We start from the raw sequence: 19,864 nt of genomic DNA, 5'->3' as shown, positions 1-19,864 counted from the left end.
TCCATTTTGAGATCCATAAAAATCCACCTTCCTCCTTTCTATTTGGCTCACATTGATACGCTCTGGATTGGCATGCTTTCTCGGCCTTTAATCAACCACTTGTTTTGCTTTCAAGCTTTCACGCATTTCTTTCAATCCTTGATCAACCGAAACCTCACCCTTAACCATTTTGATCGCCTCTTTAGACACAATAGTGGTGTAATCGGTCGTTTCTGGAAGATAGCTTTCTGTGGACGCGTACTTCAAGAATCCTAAAGCTTCGTCAACGCCTGGATTGTACGGAAGCGGGGACTTATATTGTTCTGAAATTGGGAATGGTGCGCCATGATCTTTGCCCGCAGCTTCTCCCTTTTCGGTTAGCTCAACCTTTCCATCTTTATCCGTATAATCGTAGCCTTTGGCTCCGATTGACAAAAGGTCTCCGCCTTTTTGCGTTGCAAATGTTTCCAAGACCTTCATCGCGCCGTCAACATTTTTACTGGTTGCTGGAATGCCCCACAAGGAAGCAGCCCCGCGTGTTAACATGTAGGCACCCTCTTTATTTTTGGTTCCGCCATGAGCAACGGCCTTAAAGGCATTCGGGTAACTGGTTCCCGCATTAACGTTATAGAGGCCTGTCCATGCAGCCCAATCGGTAACCACAGCGGTTTGCGATGATTGAAACTTATTTCGCAATTCTTTTGTCGTATCCGTCAATGCGTCCGGATCCATCAATCCTTCTTTATAAAGCTTTCTCAGCCAAGACCATACAGGTGCTGCTTCATCGGTGCTCCACGGAACCGTTTTTTTGCCGTCTTGATCGACAACGATTCCGCCTTTAAGCCCTTCACTGGCAAACCACGGTTGAAGATCAAAAAGCAGACTGAGCGAGACGTTAAAAGGATAAAAACCTTGTGTCTTGTTTTTTTCTTTCAACTGCTGAAACAAGTGATAGTAGTCATCCAGCGTGTCTTCCTGCGAAAAATCGATGTTGTACTTCTTGATCATGCCTTCATTAACGTTAACAACGCGTTCAATCTCTTTTTTATTGAAACTTGCATAAATTTTTCCATCGATTTTAATGTTATTCCATTCTTTTTCTGGTATTATTGAATTGTTTGATAGTATTTTGGAGTCCTTCACTTTTCCGGTCAGGTCTTGAAGGGCTCCTTGTTTCACTAAATCAGGCAGCTGGCTCTGATCGAAGTAAATCAGGTCCAAGTTCTCTCCACCTGCTTTTAACTTTTGCATCAGTACCGTATTGTAATCGTCTGCGGGCTTAATCATGTTAATCTTATAACCAGTTAGCTGACTCAGTTCTTTTGCAAAAGCTTTCATGCCTTCTTCATCTTTGCCACCGGTCACAGAGGTCAAAATGTTTACGGTTTGTTTCTCTTTTGCTTCGTTTGCATTTCCACATCCTGCAAGCACACCGACAAGCAAAGCGGTACAAAGAAAAATTAAGACCATTTTTTTCATTTTCATGTAAGGCTCCTTCTTTTTAAATGTTCTCCTGATTGTGGATCGAAAAAATGCATGTTTTCTCCATTAATGATGAGCCGATAACTCATGTCCGGGGACATTTTTAATGAAAGATTCTTTTTTACGATTAATTCCCCTTCTCTCAATTTAAAATAGATCAGATTTTCCGAGCCGAGAAATTCGGTAAGATAAGGCTTCATCCCTTCTTCAGCTGTGGAAGACTCCTCGAGCTGGATGTCTTCAGGTCGAACGCCAAGGATCACCTCCTTTCCAATAAATGCTTGAAGCGATTCCTTATAGTTGCGAGGAATGGAAAAGCGGAATGTCCCTACAGCAAGACTTTGGTCGTCCTTAATACGGACATGCAATAGATTCATCGGTGGTGATCCAATAAAGCCTGCCACGAATAGATTATTGGGATGCAGATAAATGCGTTCCGGCGTGTCAATTTGCTGAATGATTCCTCGATTCATGACGACAATTCGATCTGCCAGAGTCATGGCTTCTGTTTGATCATGCGTAACATAGATCATCGTCGCTTGAAGCTGATTATGTAATTGCGCAATCATTTTTCGCGTCTGCACGCGAAGTTTGGCGTCAAGATTGGACAAAGGTTCGTCAAGCAGGAACGCTTTAGGTTCTTTGACGATTGCTCGTCCCAATGCTACCCGCTGACGCTGCCCCCCTGAAAGCTGCTTGGGCAGACGCTGCCTTAACTCCGACAGATTCAAGATCGCGCACGCTTCATCGATTTTTTGCTTTATTTTTTGCTTAGGTATCTTTTGGTTCTTCAAACCAAACGCTAGATTTTCTTCAACACTCATATGCGGATATAGGGCATAATCTTGAAAGACCATGGCAATATCTCTCATTTTTACGTCCACATCGTTTAACCGTTGATCTTCTAGAATAATTTCTCCAGATGTAATCTCCTCTAGTCCAGCAACCATGCGTAGAAACGTTGACTTTCCGCATCCTGAAGGTCCGACAAATACGATGAGCTCTCCGCGTTGAATGGAAAAATGTGCATCATGCACAGCAGAAGCGGTCTCTTTTTTCCCATCCCGATACTGTTTTGAGACATGATGAAACGTTAAAAAGTCCATTGATTGACTCCTTATTTCTTTGTTTTTTGAGGAAATGATCGTGTTGATTTCATGACTTTGATAAACGATTCGATTTGTTGATTGTTCGACGTTTGCTCGCTTTTATCTTCAATAAGATCGATTAACAATTGTGCGGCTCTTTGCCCCAGTCGCAATTCATTCAGCTCAACCACAGTTAAAGAAGGCTGAAAGACATCACTTGTATTGAGACCGGAACAGATTGCAATGACCGATACATCTTCTGGTATGCGTCTGCCGCATTCATAAGCCGCCCGGTAAACCCCTTTTGCCATGATATCTGAATCCGTGATAAAGCCTTGAGATGTGCCCTGGATCAGTTCTTCTTTTGCGATTTGATAAGCAAAATCCTGCGGGTCATCTTCTTCTAGGAAATCGTGGCGATACCTCTTGACCAAGTGACCCTGTTCATGGATTGCTTGGTCAAATCCATTCTTTCTTTCCTTAGCATAGGTTCTCGTTTCCTGTGAGTTTAAAAAACAAAGCGTTGTAACCCCGGTTTTGATCAAAAAATCAGTAACCATATACCCTATATGGACATTATCGTTATCGACATGAAACGCGCCCTCTTTTTCATTGAGCGGAGGCGCGCCGACCCATACACGTTTGATCGCATCATTCGAATCAGATTCATAGGTTTCCGGATTCAAAATGATCTCTCCATCAACCGGAAAAAAATGTTTTCTCTTTTTTCCTGAGGGATTAATGAGCAGATAGTAGTTGCGTTCATCACAAACCGATAGAATCCCCCGAATCATGTTTTGATGAAAATCGGTTGAAGATGTTGTATCAGTATTAAACGATACACCAATCACTCGTGACCTCTTCGTTGCTAGAGTAGAAGCAAAATAATTGGGTCGATAGTTGAGTTCCCGAGCTGCTTTCAAGATTTTATCCGTTAATTCCTTACTGATTTCTTTCTTCTTACTAAACACATTAGATACTGTACTTTTTGCTACGTTCGCTCTCTTCGCAACATCTCTAATCGTGGCCATAGGGCACCTCCATCAGAAAACCGGTTCGCTGCACAATTTATATATTACGTCCGGTTCATTAATCTACTATTTGCGCAACGTAAAGTTTAAGTTAATTCACGTGTATTGCCCATTGCTACTAAGAAATCACTGTAGAAAATAAGCGTAATAGAATGAGAACAAAACGATGAGGTATCATTGTGTAAAAAGGGGGATCTAAATCAGAGAAAATGAGCCGGTGCCTATCATCTCAGTTAGAGTAGCATTGTTTTTAACTACATACGGTTCTGGCGGATTATTTGGTATTGATAGTCTCGGAGTGGGCTAAATCAAATAAAGCACCCGCTGTAGCTAACACAAAGAGATACAGAGATCTAGGGGACAAAAACAATCCGGAATTCACGCTTTTTCAGATAGAAACTCCGGCAGGGTTTGCACTCCAAGAGGTTATAATGTTCATCATAAATTACCTTTAGATGAGTGACTTACCAAGTTGCAAACCATTGAAAAATCTGTTGGATATACGCTTATAGAACCCGCTCAGGCTGAAAATATTGAGAGACTAAGCAACAACCTGCTACAGCAGAGTTCAGAGCAATGATTTTCTTATTTTTTGATACATCCTTGTTCTTAAATACTTTGGTGCATTTGTATGGCAAAAATAAAAATATGATAATAGATATAAGAAACAGCCTTTTTTAAACAAAATTCCCCTTTGGCGAAACAGACGACCTACATCTGTCTACGCAAAGGGGAAGGTTTACCTGTTCATCGATTGATCACGCACGCGTCATTTTCCTAATTCATGAAATGCCAGTGCAAAGTTGCCTAGTGTTGCCGATCCGTTGTCTTTGGCTCTTGGCATGCGGATATAGGTCGTTAAGTCAGGGACCTGAACATACTGATTGTTTAATTGCGCAAAGTCGCGCCGTACTTTTTCCAGGAACGGTTCGCTGACTACTCCACCGCCGAATACAAGGTTGTCCGGGCGAAGAATCATTGTTTGCTGAATGGCAGCTTGCGCAACATAGTACGAGACGATGTCCCAAATCGGGTGATCCTTTGGGACATCCTGTCCTTTAATGCCCAGTCTCGCTTCAAAGGTTGGCCCTGAGGCAAGTCCTTCAAGACAATCGTGATGAAACGGACAGAGCCCTTCAAAATCTAAATCATCCGGATGGCGTTTGACTCGCACATGCCCCATTTCGGTATGGCCTTGGGATCCGACAATCTTTCCGTCGATGATCGCCCCGCCACCAATACCGGTACCAATGGTTAAATAGACCAACGATCGTATCTTTTCATTAAATAATTGCGCAAGAACATATTCGCCGTATGCCGATCCATTTACGTCCGTGGTGAAAAATACGGGAATGTTCAACGCTTTTTTTATCGGATCGACAAAGTCGGTATTGCTCCATCCTTTTTTTGGTGTTTCGGTAATGTATCCGTATCTTGTGTTGTTTTTTTGGATCTCGATCGGACCGAAAGAAGCGATCGACAGCGCGGCCAGATCGTTAAATTTTTTAAAAAAGTCGATGACCTGTGCAAACGTGGTCTTTGGATCGGTCGTCGGAAACGTTGCTTTTTCGAGTACTCGATAATCTTCATTTCCAACCGCACAGACAAACTTCGTACCGCCTGCTTCAATACTGCCTAATAACATGTCCTCCATCTCCTCATCGTTCATTTATCAATCATCGCATTGTTGCGATGATTTCCCAGTTCATAGACATGCATTGTGCACCAAACACGTTCTTGTGCACTTATTTTAAAGGAAAGCGCGCCTTCCGCGTAAAACCGTTCTGAAAAGGTGGCTTCTCCATGGTTAATAAACAATTCAAAAGATGACGTATCGACATAGACCTTCATTGTTAAGTCATCGGATTGCTGAATAACGGTTTGTCTCTCTGCATCAGGACCGACCCTGTGAAGGACAACTTTACCATCATCAGCGTTAAAAGTCACAGAAATAAGCGCACTTCCGTTATGATCATTCATCACTAAAGCGATCGTTGAATGACTCCTCCAATCCATTTTAGCATCAATTTCCAGTTGATGTGCCTTGCTGCAAAAATTGATCGTGTTGGTGGATTCATTTTTTGATAGAAGAAGCTTTGATCGAAGCGCTTTTAATTCCTGGATCGGGTATGCATATAATTTATCTCCAACCCGCTTTAATTCTCTCGGAAGCGTCATGGTTCCCGCCCATCCGTCCGCTTGCTCAGGCATCTTGTTCTCCCACATCGCCATCCAAGCGAGCAAAATACGCCTGCCATCATCGGTCTCGATGGTTTGTGCTGCATAGAAGTCATGCCCAGCATCCATTTCTCGAAAGCAGCCTCTCGTATAAACACCGTCTTTATAATCGCCGATAAAATACCCGCTTTGGAAAATGTTTTTGCACCTGTCATGATGTGAAACAATCCCCTGCGGCGAGGTTAATAGGATATACTGTCCATCCAGCTGAAAAAAATCAGGGCATTCCCACATATACCCTTCCTTTTCCGGATGATTTGATTGGCTGATCACACCGAAATAGTCCCAGTTCAATAAGTCATGAGAGGCATATAACAGGACTCTTCCCAATCCGGATTGATCGCGGCTACCCAAAACCATGAACCATTTACCATTCTCCAGCCAAACTTTTGGATCTCTAAAGTCAATGTCATTATCTTCAGGCGGGTGACTGATTATTGGGTTTTTCTCGTATTTTTTAAAATGAATTCCGTCTTCACTGTAGGCAAGGTTTTGATTTTGCCAGTACTGTTTCTGGTCTGTATTTTCTTTGTCGTGATGGCCTGTGTAGATCAAGTAGAGCCGACCATCTTTGACCACAGCACTGCCGGAAAAGCAACCGTCTTTGTCTTCGTTATCCCCTGGCGTTAGCGCGATTGGGCACTCTTGCCAATGGACCAGATCCATACTCCGCATGTGGCCCCAGTGCATTGGTCCCCATTCTGCACTATAGGGATGATACTGAAAAAAGACATGGTAATAGCCTTTAAAAAAACATAATCCATTGGGATCATTCATCCATCCTTTTGGGGGCATGATATGATAGTTTTGCCTATATCGGTCATTCGTTATCTGATTCATTCATGACAAACTCCTTTCGAACGGTTAAGGCTTTGTTTTCGACTGATTCTCGCCTCTTGTATCCAGGATAACAAGGAGTTTCCCGCTTCGCCACACTTCATCTGGGCAATCTTAATAATCTTCCCTGCGAAAGGCATAGTCGCAATAAGAAAAACCGGGAATATCATTATGTAAGCGGTATCAATTATTGTCAAGCTATTCTTTAAAAAAATTAAAGGAAAGACTCAGGGATGGCTCAAGTACGTATTCCTCTAAAAGAACAGCTTGAATCAATGGGGGAAAGCCACCGTTCTTTGAAAAGTAGCTGGTTGTACATCAAAGGTACAAAGCAACGAATGTGGCCGGGGATTGATCGGCTTATTCCCCAGAAATCACGCACTCGGAAGTCGCCAAGCATTCCAAATGATTCAACAGTTTTCGGTTATTTTTGGTGTTGTACCCTCTATCTGTATCTTGACCTTAGGTTATCTGTTGCATAGTCATAATGGCAGGGCATTTAATGTCGAATCATGTCGATCACTTGTGTTTTCGTAAAATCTCAATGCCCTTTTAGGCATTTCGCCCGTGTTCATCAATTGGTCACCTTTTGTATACTAGAGACAAATTAAAACAATGAACCTTCATCGCTTGTTCCTTCCAGAAACACATCACGTTTTGCATTTCCATCCCATTGAACAGTTCCTATTCTGAAGGTGATAAATTGAGAGTAACCATAGGCGGCTCTGGCTCAGCCGGCGATACACAAACCTACGATGCCGAATCACTAATCACAGCCGCCAAAGCACACGCCAAACACTACCAAACGTTACGCGATCAATTCCATAACTTACGCACCGCATTCCAGCAGATCGCTGGACTCGGCTCTGATCTTCAAGGCAAAGGTGCGGCCGCGATTAAACACTTTTATTCAGGACAAATCAATGTCGTCGATGCCTGGCTGCGGCTGATTGATAAAGAAATCTTGGTGAAGCCAAGCCTTTAGGCCCGGCTGAGCCTTAGTTGCACTTATACTATTTTCCTTGAAATTTACATTTCTTCTTAATAGTACAAGAAGATTGCCTATTTTCAAGGCATTTCTGGTACGCTTGATGACAAGAACCTCGACGGAGATACACAGGTTCACGTCCCTTTTTTGAATGAGGACCTTTCCATGAGCTACGCGCGTTCCAAGGAAATGGTACGCGAGCAGCGTGATGACATCGCCAAGATTCTGAGCAGTATATCGGATCTGGAACCTATCAACGTCTTTTCGAACCACGACGTCGATCAGGAACTTGATGCTGCAGATAAGAAGCGCGCAAAGATGGTGCTCGATGTTCAGGATCTCGATCAGTCCTTAACGAATGAATACCGTCAAATTACTGAAGACCTGCCGCACATCCAAGCACTGTACGAAGAGCTGATTCACGCGACTCTCCAAGGCGCCGATGTGCAACCGATGCATTTCAACGCGACCGCCTATCACGACAGCAAAATCTATCAAGTTCAGGATGAAATGCGGAAGCAAACACAGCAGTATCTGGAGATCAAAAAGCAGCAGGAACAGGCACGAATAATGAATGCTGAAGCCAGCCTGCCTCCCGATGTTCGTATGTACCTTTTAAAGGAAAAAATCAACCGTGGGATCACGCAAGGTTTAATTGATACAGGTAAAGATATAGTCTATGGATTTATCGATATGGTCCGGGATCCCCTAAAAACCGCAACAAACACGGTTATGGCACTATGGAATTGGAAGCAAACGTCGGCACTCATTGCCCAAGCGATAACTGAATCCTATGACAAAGATATGGTTCATGGGGATGCGTATACACGATCACGATGGGTTACTTACACATTAACAACGCTGGTTACCTCAGTTGTCGGAACCAAAGGCATTGGTCAAGTCAGCAAAGTGGCTAACCTGGAAAAATTGGGCACATCGGCAAAGAAAATAAGTACACTAGCAAAAGCAAGCGTAGTTAAACACGCAAACAAAGCAGCAGATAAAATTAACGGATGGAATAACCCATTTGCGCCAAAAGTTCAAATTGCAGGAGATGTCCCGTATAATTCAATTAACTCCTCTGGCTTAAGAGATAAGCTTTCAAGGATTGGCGAAAGCGCTGGAAAGAGTACCTTTATTGATCCTATTAATAACGTCAGAAGCATCATTCAGCAAGCGTCAATTAAAAAGACAATTCAAAATAAACATAATTACGCTTTTGATGATCATAGTTTCTCAGGTACTTTAAAAGGGGAAACTATTATTTTAGATAATGTGGATATGAAAGAGATAACTTATACGAAGCGGAACAGAAATGAATTCAATCAATTAAGAAGAAAATTTGACAGTTCTGTTCGTAAGAACTTCGCGAAGTATCTAGTCAAAGATCAAAATTCAATCAATAGACTAATAGATGCAGGATTAAGTGATGTAGACATTGAAGATTTGAAGGATGGATGTATCCCAGATAATTATCAGGTTCATCATAAATTGCCATTGGATGATGGAGGTACAAATGTTTATAGCAATCTTGTTTTAATTAGAAATGATCCATACCATAAGGCTTTAACTAATGCCCAGAAAAATTTAACAGGGCATTTGAATGAAGGAGATTCTGTTCACATTCAATGGCCAATCCCTAGAAATCACATTTATCCCGAAAAGGAGTAAAAACATGTTGGATCAATTATTATCTCAAATTGAGAACAAAAAAAAATCACGCGGCCGTTCAATGAGATTATCAGCAAAAAAAGAAAATATAGATCGCCTAAAAAAATGGGTGTCGGACCATGTACGACATAATCTATGGTTTTCAGAGTATGAACATTTTTTAAATAAAATGGATGGGTTAAACTATAATGGATTAGTCATTTATAACTCTGATCCAGGCGATGAAAATAACAATCTAATTTCTGCAAATGAAATTTGGTGGGACATTGAAAGCAACACCCATTATCTTTTTTTGGGAGATGGAAATATCTCCTGGTATGCCTATGATATTGAAAAAAACAAATTTGTTGAACTCGATAAACCAAGTGGAGATTTAATTTGTGAATTTGATCACTTTAATCAAATGTTTGAACAGGCACTTAAAAATCTTTTATAACTAATGCATGCGACTATTAATCATCTATAATAAAATCAACCGATAACTGAAACATTGTGAAATCGATCGACTTTTGCGTGATCATAAGGTTAATCCCATGTCTCCCAAAAAACTGATTTCAGGATAATATATCATGCTTTCAATAGTGAAAAAATCAATCTCAAAGGTAATATTGTGTACAATTATTTCCGTCATCACCAAGGGATGTAGTGCCATCGAAATAGTCCATATGAAACCAGTTCAGTACTATTTAGAAATATATTATAGAATTGTCAAACACTTGATTTGCCCTGTAAGCGTCAAATAGCCCACACCTAGTCAAAGATGTGGGCTTGATTTATGATTGTTGGGAAGATAGTTTACAGTTTTCCGGAAGACTTGAGGACCAAGGCAGTAGTTTATCGAGTGTCTCGTTGGTCTGGTCTTCAAGGTTGGGCAGTTGTTCGAATAAATAGCTAAGGTATTGAAACGGAATCAAGCCGTTTTCTTTTGCGGTTTCGATGAGACTGTATATGGTGCTGCTAGCTACTGCACCTCTTGGCGTATTACTGAACAGCCAGTTTTTTCGTCCCATCACAAAGGGCTTGATCGAGCGCTCAGCTCGATTGTTATCCATCTCCAACCGTCCATCCTGTAAAAAGACAATCAGTTTCTCCCATTGTGTACGACAATAATGGATGGCTTTACCTAATGCACTTTTAGGAAGGACTCGAGGCGTCTGCTTTTTCAGCCATGCTGAAAAAGCCTCAACGATAACCTTGCTCTGCTTGAGTCGCGTTTGGTAGCGTTCTTCATCGGAAGCATTGGATTTCTTGAGGTTCTGTTCAATTTTAAATAGATTGTTGCAGTAAGCAAGGCCTTCTTTAGCGAGTACAACCGAATCTTTTGCCGAATCCGGTAAAGCCTTGATTGCCTCGCTGAACTTTCTCCGCGCATGTGCCCAACACCCGACCAGGGTGATGCTTTGAAGCGCAGGATAGCCAGCGTAGCCATCCACGTGAAGGTAGCCCTTAAAATCAGCTAAGAATCGAGCCTGATGCTTACTCGCTCGCGTTGTTTGATAATCATACAATACGATTGGAGGGCCAAGGTGTCCCGTTCGATAAAGCCATAGGTAGGATTTTGATGTAGCTGGCCGCTCAGGTTCCTTCAAAACTTGAAGTATCGTTTCATCTTATGTAGAGTGATATATTATGTAAAGTTGAGGGTTACCATGCCGCACGGACACGAGGTATATGGCGTAACCACTCAACATAATAATTTAGATATTTTTCCGAAGCCAGTCAATCAATGCTTTTTTTTCACCATCACTATATTCTTCTACAGCCTCGGTAATTAGAGTACCAGCCTGCTCAATATATTTTCTCTTCGATTACATCTTGCATAAATTTCCGTTGTGGTAACTGATGAATGTCCAAGAAAATCCCTAATATATATGAGGTTCACTCCATTTTCAAGAAGATGCATTGCTTTGGAATGTCTCAATATATGCGGATGTAGCTTAGACGGAAATAAATCTGATCTTGCTTTGCTTGCTATTTGTCCATATTTATCCAGTACATAGGAAACTCCTGACCTTGACAAGGTTTTATTATATCTGTTAACAAATACTGGGTGAACCGTGTCATCAATACCAGCGGAATTCAAATAAGCTTTTAGAATGTTCGCGGCGTTGATACTTATAGGAACCACTCTTGATTTATTTCCTTTTCCTGTTAGGGTAAGCGTGTTTGGACTTCGAAAGGCAATGTCACCAACTCTTAAATCTATGAGTTCCTGAACTCTGCAACCCGATTCGTACATTAAAGCAATCATTGCAAGCTCGCGAATACCTTGCATAGAATGACTGTTAGGTATTTTGAGGAGATATTCAACGGCTGCTCCACTTAAATATTCGACAGATTTCTGTGGTGCTTTCTTTATACGTATTTTTAAGACTCCCTGACACAAGGCACTCTCCTCCGGGCTTCGGCGTATGACATAGCTACAGAAAGCTTTTAACGCCGCAAGGCGTTGGTTTCTTGAACCAATACTGCAACATCTCGATTGTTCCAGCCAATCCAAAAATCCAGTTATATTATCTGCATTCAACATATCCATTTTAAGTTTACTGATCTTGCAGATACCAGCTTCTTCAAGGTACTTATAGAAAAGTATGAACGCATCCCGGTATGATTTAATGGTATTGATTGACAGGCCTGCCTCTCCACTAAGATATTCAGTAAAGAAGCTGGTAACATAATAAGATAATTCCTTTTTGCGCATAATCACACCTCCGGAAAGATCTTTTCTGCATTTTCGTGGCTAAACTGAAGGATATCAATAAAGTACTGTTTAGTTAAACGCAGATATTTTTCTGTCGATTCCACACCTTTGTGCCCAAGATAAGTGCTGAGGATTGGAAGTGAGCAATAAGGGTCCATACCTTTACGAATCATTTGTTCTAGGGCATGGACACTGAAGGTATGTCTTAGATCATGGACTCGCGGGTACCTTCCGGTACTTAACTGGAATATGCCAGCTTTCTCCTCCAGCCTTCTAAACTGATTCCTGATCGTTGTTGGAGAATATCTTTCCTTGTGAAGTGCTGGGAAAAAGTGTGGATTTCCCATTCTCACAACCTTTGAATTATAGATAGGATAAATACTGTCTTAGTGATCCAGATACTGGAACTAACCGGGAAACATTATTTTTTCCCTTCATAACGACAAGAATTCCGTTATCTAGATCAACGTGTTCACATTTGAGAGCAAGGGCTTCACTCACACGTAAACCACATCCATATAACACACGGATTACCGCAGGATATATATAAGGGGTATTTACAAATTTATTCTTGTTTGGTTTGATTGCATCAGCTTCCCGAAAGATTCGGTTCATTTCATCTTTGGTAAAAATATATGGGACAAAATTTTTTGAAACTTTAACGAGCTCCTTCGGGTAGACAAAGGCGGATATACCTCTCAAGTTTAAGAATAAGGCAAACTGTCTTATATGAGATTGCCTTGTATGAAGGGTTCTGGCACTTTCATTGTCATTTTTTGTTGCATATGCTTTAACCAGTTCTGGTTGTAAAGCCAGTATAGGATCTGATTTCGAATGAGCATATATAAAACGAAGCATCCTGTTTACTTTTGACTGTTCAGCGTACGAATACTTGAATCCTAGGGACTGTTTATAATTTACATACTCCAAAGCAATGTAACGGTAGACCTTAGGAAAATTGAAGGTATCATATTGTTTCACAAGGCACCTTCAAAGCAAATTGTCTTAAAGCATCAATATCAATATTAAGATACATTCTCGTGGTGTTGATGTTCGAGTGCCCTAAGGCTTCCTTAATTACGTGCATCGGAGTGTTGTTATGGAGCATGTTGCTTGCCAAAGAATGTCGCATAGCATGTGGACCATGTTTTCGCTCCGAAATATCAATGTTAGCTTTTATGAAATACTTAGAGACCACATGATGTATGCAAGAATTAGTCAAAGGTTTCCCACCATTTTTAATGCCAATAAAAATGTAATCTGAGTTGGTTTTTGGACGTTCATTTTTAATGTAATCAATTAATGCATATTTGATATTTTCCAACAATGGTAACTGATTGAAAGTCTTAGTCTTATACTGAACAAACTCAATTGTATTGCGTTCCCAATGGATATCTGACATTTTTAATCGGATGATGTCACTGGAGCGGATACCAAGTTCCGCAGCGAGTAGCAAAACGACAAAGTCCCTTTTTCCATAAGATGTGCCTCTGTCTACGGAAGAAATGGTTCGTCTGATTTCCTCAATGGAATAAAATGAAAGTATACGTTCACGTTTGTTGGTAAATATGACTGGAAATAGTTCATTGCCTGAGAACAAGGTAGTTTCTGGTGTGTAAAAAATTAAAGAAGTGACGCAAAATAAATGTGCGTCCACTTATGGTGGAAGAAGATAATTTGGAAAGGGAAGATAAATAACCGGTAACATTACTTTGATTACAGTTCTGGAAATTTCTTACGTTACTATCGCCAAGATAATTCATAAAAGAAATAATCGTGATTCTTTTGGATGAAATAGTCAGTGGGGATAGTTTCCTGAATTCCTCTAGGTTCAGGTAATCTTCTAAGGTATCTGAGTAGACCTCATACCTTAGGAGAATTTTCGTCGTTTTTGCATGCATTTTGATGCACCTCCCATTCTAAAGATAGCATCAAAATATTATGTTAAGTTATATTTCCATAAAATGTACCCAAATACCAGGCGTCCAGCGACCTTTTTAAATTAAATAAGAGTGACTCAACATAATAAATGACTCTTCATAAGATGAATTATGTTGAGCTCAACATAATTCATCGGCATGAAGAAGATCCTGCTTAACCAGCTTGGCTTTCATCCGATCATAGATCAACTGAAGCCAATGACTTGCTCCGTAAATCATCCAATTGGCCATGGTTTGCCGAGACAGGGCTACACCGAGTCGCTTCAACTGTTGTTCCTGTCGATAGAGCGGCTGAGCATCTAGATACTTCTGGCACATGATGGAGGCCATCGCTGATGGTGAAGCCAGGCTTTTTGGAAAAACAGCTTTCGGTGCCGGTGCCGTGATGATGGGTGTTTGCGTGGCTTGTCGTTCACAATGCCGGCAGGCATAGGTGTGACGAACATGTCGGATCACTTTAACCTGAGGAGGAATGATTTTAAGTTCCTCACGAATTTCCGTTGACATGTCATGCAAATCACCACCGCAACACGTACAGGTCTGTTCGTGTGCAGACAATGTATAGTTGATCACTTCAACCGGTAGGTTTTCCAACTTTTCTTGACGCTGTCCCTGCTTTTTCTTCCTTTTGTAAGTGATTGTTTCAACGGTAGGCTCTGGAGCTTGAGGATCGGCATCACTTTCTGCTTCGTTGAAGAGCGACAGTGTGAGCTGTACCGAATTGGTTTTTTCACTGGAAACACCAAATTGCCGTTCTTTGCCCAGGCGCAATTGTTCTTCGAACCATTTTAGCTTGAGTATCAGTTCGGCATTCTCTCTTTTGAGCGCATCACGTTCCTCACGCAATGCTTCGATTGTGGGGGGGTTAGAATCCGTTCGCTTTTCCATTTTTTCATTATAATAGAAAACACGCCTCCTGTTGTATATTGCCATCGTAAAGATCAACTTGTGCCATATTTCTGAGCCGCTTCGGACAGATTTGAGAGCCACTCTTACCAACGGAAGAGCCACCATCGAGCGATGGTGGCTCAGCTTAATTTATTGCTTTATCCCATGGCGTTCTCTCATGGATACTTCACCGTCAATTAAAAGGCTATAAGAGTCATGAATGATCCGATCCAAGATCGCATCGGCTAAGGTCGCTTCACCAATGCTTTCATACCAGCCTTGTGTATCGAACTGTGAGCAGAATATCGTGGAGGCTGTTTGATGTCTAGATTCTACAATCTCAAGTAATTCCCTTGCTTCATTTCCCTTTAGTGAAGTAAGAAGCCATTCATCGAGAATAAGCAAATTTACCTTTCGGTACATTTTCATTACTTTTTGAAATATCCCTTCTCCTCTGGCAACAGCGAGCTCATCCAATAGATCGGGCAAACGAATATACTTTACGGTATAAAATTGCCGACATGCAGCGATTCCGAACGCACAGGATAGATAAGATTTACCGTTTCCAGAGGCTCCTTTGATAATCAGATTATGTTTTTCTTGAATGTATTTGCCAGAGGCTAATCGGAGAATTTGAGCTTTATCCAGTTTACGATCCGGATGATATTCAATATCTTCAATGCAAGCTTGAGGATATCGGAGTCCGGCATTTTTGATGAGACGGTCAAGCTTGTTGTTTTTTCTGCGATCCCATTCTCGATCTACGAGCAGGCTGAATCGTTCTTCAAAGGATAGGTCATTAAACTGAGGATTATGAAGCTGTTCATGATAATACTCAGCCATTGCACTTAGGCGCATATCATTTAACTTTGAAAGTGTACTGTCATTGGTCATTTTTCTGTCCTCCCGTAATAAGCTGCTCCTCTAATAAATCCATGGGATTTTTGCTGTTCATTGGTATTTCTCTGCTCTAGTGACTCTTGCCGCTGTTTATCTTGTCCAGTCTTTAAGATCGTTGTGATGCTTTTGATATTAGGTCTTGGAGAATAACTGAGAGCCCTCATGCATGCAGATTCTAATCGCTCTATTGAATATTTGTCCGCAAGTTTCGAAAGGGCTAAACAGGATTTCAAAGCTTGTTTCTCCACTTTATAGGAAGCGAGAAATCCTTGAACCGTTGTCTGTGTATGAGTGCCTATGGTTTTTGACCATGTTAAAAAATGCTCTGGAGTAAAAGTTAAATAGTCTTTATGTTGATCAGGCATATGATCGGGGTTTGTGGATAATTGACCTGATTTTCCATAGAGACGAACATGCGAGGCAATGCGCATGCCGTGATAGAAGACTTCGATAATATGCTGAGTCATGCGAATATCTACTTGATATTTTAAGTATTCATAGGGAACGGAGTAATACATTTTTTCTACAGATATGTGATAATCATAGGGTACGGTAGCTGTTCTCCAAGTGGCTAATTCGTATGGGGAAGCAGGCAAAGGGAGCAGTGCAAAGCTCTCTTCCTCCGCAAAAGCGGATTGTCTGCTTCCATTTTTCTTTTGAAATGGTTTTTGATTGTATTCAATTAACTTTTCTTTAATGGCTTCATTAAGTTCTTGAATGGAAAAGTACTGACCATTTCTTAGTGCGGCAATAATCCAAGTTGATATGATTTTTACGGTTCCTTCGACATTTGGCTTATCTTTGGGATGACGAACTCTTGCGGGGATAATTGCTGTCTGATAATGTTCCGCTAATTCTTGGTAAGTCCGGTTGATAATCGGATCTGTACTTGAGGAATGAACAACCCCTGTTTTTAGATTATCAGGGACAACGGTTCGAGGAACGCCGTTAAAAAACTGAAAAGCATGGATATGTGCCTGGATCCAACTCGATGTGTCCATGGACAAAAAACCTTCAACATACGCGTATTGGGTGCAGGGAAGGACTGCGACAAAAACATAGGCTGGCTGCACTTGTCCAGTGATCGAATCGTTAACTGACGCTGTTTGTCCCGCCCAATCGACTTCCATTGCTTCTCCTGGCTTTCGCTTAATCCGCATCGTTGCCTTTGTCTTTGTGACGTAACGCGTATAAAAGCGACAAAATTGCCGATAGCTATAAGGGATCTCTCTGCGCTCACGGCATAATTGAACATATTCGTGCCAAAGCAGAGACAGAGTCACACCGCTCCGAGCCATTTCCTTATGAATGTAGTCACAGTCCGGTTTCTGTCTCACCTCTGATTGATTCTTTTCTGGAAACAGAAGTGCCTGCAGTTCTGCGTCATCAACATCTTTTTCAAGCGGCCATAAAACGTCTTTTTCCTTAGCACGTTTCAAGACGTCACTGACTGTATTCCTAGAACTACCCACGCCTGAAGCAATGCTTCGAATACTTAGGTCCTGTGCATGAAGACGTAAGATTTCACGGTATTTGATCACACGAAAACCTCCTATTTAATGAATTTGCACCGATGGTGCAAACCTAGTATACAGGAGGTGGCTCTGGTTATGGCACAAGTGGCTCTATATTTTGTCCTAACACGCCCTAAAATATGGCACAGCTGGCACTATTCAATGGCAATATACACCGCACGAATGATCTCGTTTGGCGACCCATCGTTGTTGGTTACCGGCCTGTTGCCGTCGGACTCTAAATAAAATGCGAATTTTTCCATTTTTTCAAATCCTCCGAATATCAATGTCCGTTGATACGTCTGCACGATTCATGGATGATTGATCCTACAACGGCGCATTTCTTTTTTTCATTCATTACTAATAGATTTTCTTGCTATTGCGATTGGAGAGTTGCCCTTAATTTCTAAATTGATCAACGCAGAGGGCATTGAATCTAGAAACCAGCATTGTTGAATGGTAACGGTTGAGGTTGCATCTTTGATGGAAACATCTAAATAACGTTTGTGATTGTGATTAGCATACCGTTCAATACTACCCGATTCAAGTGTACAAAGTTGCGTTTCTCATCACACCTATACACCTACCACGGCTATACGCATGTGTATAATGTAGGGGGGCCTGTTATTTTTTTCATCATTCTTATCAGGGGGATACTATGAAGACGATTTCCATCTTCAGGTTTGCGGTTTACCCATTACAGGCAGCCTTTCTTGATTTCACTAATCGGTAAAAGTCTTTGCTTTCTGCGCTTCATACAATTGATTTCAGACATTGCTAGCCTCCTTTCATTTCCTCCCACTGTTAAGATCGCTCAATCCAAACACCAAATGGTAGAGGTTATGTTAAGGGCTAGCAAGCCTATTTTTTATGCGACTTAGTTCTGCACAAATTCCTTGCAGAACTCTGTACTTTTATTCTGTCATAAACAGCCATCCTCGATCGATTCACACATGATGCTTATCGATGAAGAGGTGCCAAGGCGAGAAAGACACGTACTCAAAAAAATGGCAAACAGAAGCATCATTTCTAGATGATGCTTCTGCTTTTTAGTACTGTCCCCCCTTGCACGGCGCGCGTGTCTCTCGTTTATGTCCTAAGTGCGCGATGCAGTCGGATTTCGGTTGGACTAGCCATCACTAGACATCGAATGCGGTTACTCATGATGCACCCGGACAACTCGGCTCTCAATCCTTGATTCACTGTTCTCTGTAGCCCGGCTTCCATGAGGTGGCATGATTTCCCTTCTCTAATTGGATGCGCCGCCATTCAACCGAACCATTGCGAAACAGATAAGGCCCCACTTTTATGAATCGTCCCTCAGTTGGCGCAAAAGTAAACGTACACCTCGTCCACTCACTGTCCTTAATGGGAAACTGATGCATGGTTAAGTAGTAATGAGCCACCGAATCTTTTTGAAAGATAGACTTAGGTTTGTTGTACAGTCGAATACCAAAAATCGCTTGTTTACTATCAACGCGTCGTCTGTTTTCAATACGCACATCAAAGGACAACGTATAGGCTGATTTACCGTCGGCATTGATCTCAACTGCGTTTGACCAAAGTTGCCGATTGGTATCCTCCTTCAGATGCGCTTGTTTGAACGCTACGCTATTTGCTTTTGTCCCATTTTCGTGAATGACAAATGCGTCCTGCCAGCAGGTCCAGTATTTCTTGCCCAAATTGAACGTAGCATTTTTGATCAGATTAACCGAGCAGGAATTGATTCTTTTTCGTGCTTTTTGATTTTCGAGCAAATCATCGAAAACGATCTTCAAGAACCGATCGCGAAAATCCAGATAATGTGTCTTTTCAAAATGCAGGTAGAACAATCCCCATTGATTATTCGGATCTGCAAGATATTTTTTATCCCCGAAGTCTATCGATTTTACCTTGTACTTCTCAATGAAATAGGCGTCCATCTCCGACCAGATACGATTTAATCGTTCAAGGTCGTATTGGTGGTTTAATTTATCGGTGATTCGGGCAATCTCACCTTTTTCCTCATCAAACTACGCGTTCGTGAATCGCGATTGATTAATGACGATTTTGCAGTTAGGCAAGTAGTCGCGCATAAACGAAACAAATTGATCGACACTATCTTTCCAAAGCGTCATGAAGCGCTGTTCTTTCTTTTTGCATGTCCAAGCCTTAAGCAGAGATGGCTTATTTTTTGGAAAGGAAATCGCTTCACCTATTTCAAAATGCTTGTATATATTGATCTTCTTAAACTGCCAAACCTTATTGGTGATAAACGATTGATTGATTTTCCGCGCCCCATAGAATACATCCGCGTAGAAATCCAAAATCACATAGTCCGGATCGTTGATTAAAAGGTTATAGAAGACCGATTTCTCTAACTCCGATATAAAATGTTGTTTAGCATAATCTGAAACATCACCCGTTACATGATCCGCATCAAACGGAAGCGGATCTGCCATGAGTGAAATCATCGACATCTGATTCTGTGAAACGACACATTGGAAGAACTCTTTATAGTTCGGAACAAAATGATGATTAAAATTATCTCTTGAGGCACAGCTTCCGATTACAGCAACTTTAATTCTGCCCATTGGTTTCCCACATATCCTTTTATATCATTACAAA

At 41.4% G+C, this 19,864-nt stretch carries 15 protein-coding genes and 3 pseudogenes; 2 read left to right on the top strand and 16 right to left on the bottom strand.

Going from position 1 to position 19,864, the window contains the following annotated elements; genetic code table 11:
* Positions 1–87 precede the first annotated feature (87 nt).
* The 5 genes from AA84_RS0112710 to AA84_RS0112685 form a co-directional block, all read right to left on the bottom strand.
* The gene (locus AA84_RS0112710) at positions 88–1,464 is read right to left on the bottom strand and encodes an ABC transporter substrate-binding protein (RefSeq protein WP_028977511.1); all 1,377 of its coding nucleotides are present in this window, start codon (positions 1,462–1,464) and stop codon (positions 88–90) included.
* The gene (locus AA84_RS0112705; RefSeq protein ID WP_028977510.1) at positions 1,461–2,567 is read right to left on the bottom strand and encodes an ABC transporter ATP-binding protein; all 1,107 of its coding nucleotides are present in this window, start codon (positions 2,565–2,567) and stop codon (positions 1,461–1,463) included. The genes AA84_RS0112710 and AA84_RS0112705 overlap by 4 nt, the downstream gene beginning before the upstream one ends.
* 11 nt (positions 2,568–2,578) lie before the next feature.
* Positions 2,579–3,580, bottom strand: a complete 1,002-nt coding sequence (locus AA84_RS0112700; protein ID WP_028977509.1) for a LacI family DNA-binding transcriptional regulator — start codon at positions 3,578–3,580, stop codon at positions 2,579–2,581.
* A gap of 769 nt (positions 3,581–4,349) precedes the next feature.
* Entirely contained in the window at positions 4,350–5,225 is an 876-nt protein-coding gene (gene scrK, locus AA84_RS0112690; protein ID WP_028977508.1) for a fructokinase ScrK, read from the bottom strand.
* A gap of 20 nt (positions 5,226–5,245) precedes the next feature.
* A complete protein-coding gene (locus tag AA84_RS0112685; protein ID WP_028977507.1) occupies positions 5,246–6,658 on the bottom strand; it encodes a glycoside hydrolase family 32 protein in 1,413 nt (470 codons plus the stop codon).
* 670 nt (positions 6,659–7,328) lie between these two features.
* On the opposite strand from AA84_RS0112685, the pseudogene AA84_RS18440 reads away from it, so the two are divergent.
* A pseudogene (locus tag AA84_RS18440) lies at positions 7,329–9,314 on the top strand (T7SS effector LXG polymorphic toxin).
* Between the two features lie 4 nt (positions 9,315–9,318).
* On the top strand, positions 9,319–9,750 hold the full coding sequence (locus tag AA84_RS0112670; protein ID WP_028977505.1) for a YrhA family protein: 432 nt from the start codon (positions 9,319–9,321) through the stop codon (positions 9,748–9,750).
* Between the two features lie 337 nt (positions 9,751–10,087).
* Here the strand turns inward: AA84_RS0112670 and tnpC are convergent.
* From tnpC to AA84_RS19425, 11 genes and pseudogenes are all read right to left on the bottom strand, one after another.
* Positions 10,088–10,924: pseudogene (tnpC, locus tag AA84_RS17860) on the bottom strand (IS66 family transposase); the annotation flags it as partial.
* 161 nt (positions 10,925–11,085) lie between these two features.
* Positions 11,086–12,015 carry a tyrosine-type recombinase/integrase gene (locus AA84_RS17855; protein WP_051578013.1) on the bottom strand — a complete coding sequence of 310 codons (930 nt, stop codon included), beginning with the start codon at positions 12,013–12,015 and terminating at the stop codon, positions 11,086–11,088.
* Positions 12,016–12,017: 2 nt separating this feature from the next.
* On the bottom strand, positions 12,018–12,362 hold the full coding sequence (locus AA84_RS19650) for a tyrosine-type recombinase/integrase (RefSeq protein ID WP_201770054.1): 345 nt from the start codon (positions 12,360–12,362) through the stop codon (positions 12,018–12,020).
* Between the two features lie 16 nt (positions 12,363–12,378).
* Positions 12,379–12,996 carry a tyrosine-type recombinase/integrase gene (locus AA84_RS19520; protein WP_201770053.1) on the bottom strand — a complete coding sequence of 206 codons (618 nt, stop codon included), beginning with the start codon at positions 12,994–12,996 and terminating at the stop codon, positions 12,379–12,381.
* Entirely contained in the window at positions 12,983–13,615 is a 633-nt protein-coding gene (locus AA84_RS17845) for a site-specific integrase (protein ID WP_160168728.1), read from the bottom strand. The genes AA84_RS19520 and AA84_RS17845 overlap by 14 nt, the downstream gene beginning before the upstream one ends.
* Positions 13,599–13,916 carry a site-specific integrase gene (locus AA84_RS19645; RefSeq protein WP_081791788.1) on the bottom strand — a complete coding sequence of 106 codons (318 nt, stop codon included), beginning with the start codon at positions 13,914–13,916 and terminating at the stop codon, positions 13,599–13,601. Before AA84_RS19645 ends, AA84_RS17845 begins: the two co-directional genes overlap by 17 nt.
* 168 nt (positions 13,917–14,084) lie before the next feature.
* Positions 14,085–14,843, bottom strand: a pseudogene (locus AA84_RS17840) (transposase); the annotation flags it as partial.
* 150 nt (positions 14,844–14,993) lie between these two features.
* On the bottom strand, positions 14,994–15,737 hold the full coding sequence (gene istB, locus AA84_RS0112640; RefSeq protein ID WP_028977504.1) for an IS21-like element helper ATPase IstB: 744 nt from the start codon (positions 15,735–15,737) through the stop codon (positions 14,994–14,996).
* Positions 15,734–17,284 (bottom strand): IS21 family transposase, encoded by a 1,551-nt coding sequence (istA, locus tag AA84_RS0112635; protein WP_028977503.1) that lies wholly within the window; start codon positions 17,282–17,284, stop codon positions 15,734–15,736. The genes istB and istA overlap by 4 nt, the downstream gene beginning before the upstream one ends.
* A gap of 1,172 nt (positions 17,285–18,456) precedes the next feature.
* A complete protein-coding gene (locus AA84_RS19430; protein WP_051578007.1) occupies positions 18,457–19,179 on the bottom strand; it encodes a hypothetical protein in 723 nt (240 codons plus the stop codon).
* A 90-nt stretch (positions 19,180–19,269) separates the two neighbouring features.
* Complete coding sequence (locus AA84_RS19425; RefSeq protein ID WP_051578006.1) at positions 19,270–19,830, bottom strand: DUF6270 domain-containing protein; 561 nt, start codon at positions 19,828–19,830, stop codon at positions 19,270–19,272.
* Positions 19,831–19,864 lie beyond the last annotated feature (34 nt).

It is taken from the genome of Sporolactobacillus terrae DSM 11697 (genome assembly GCF_000648615.1).
In the GTDB taxonomy this organism is placed as follows: Bacteria; Bacillota; Bacilli; order Bacillales; family Sporolactobacillaceae; genus Sporolactobacillus; species Sporolactobacillus terrae.
This window is presented reverse-complemented; position numbering and strand designations above follow the sequence as displayed.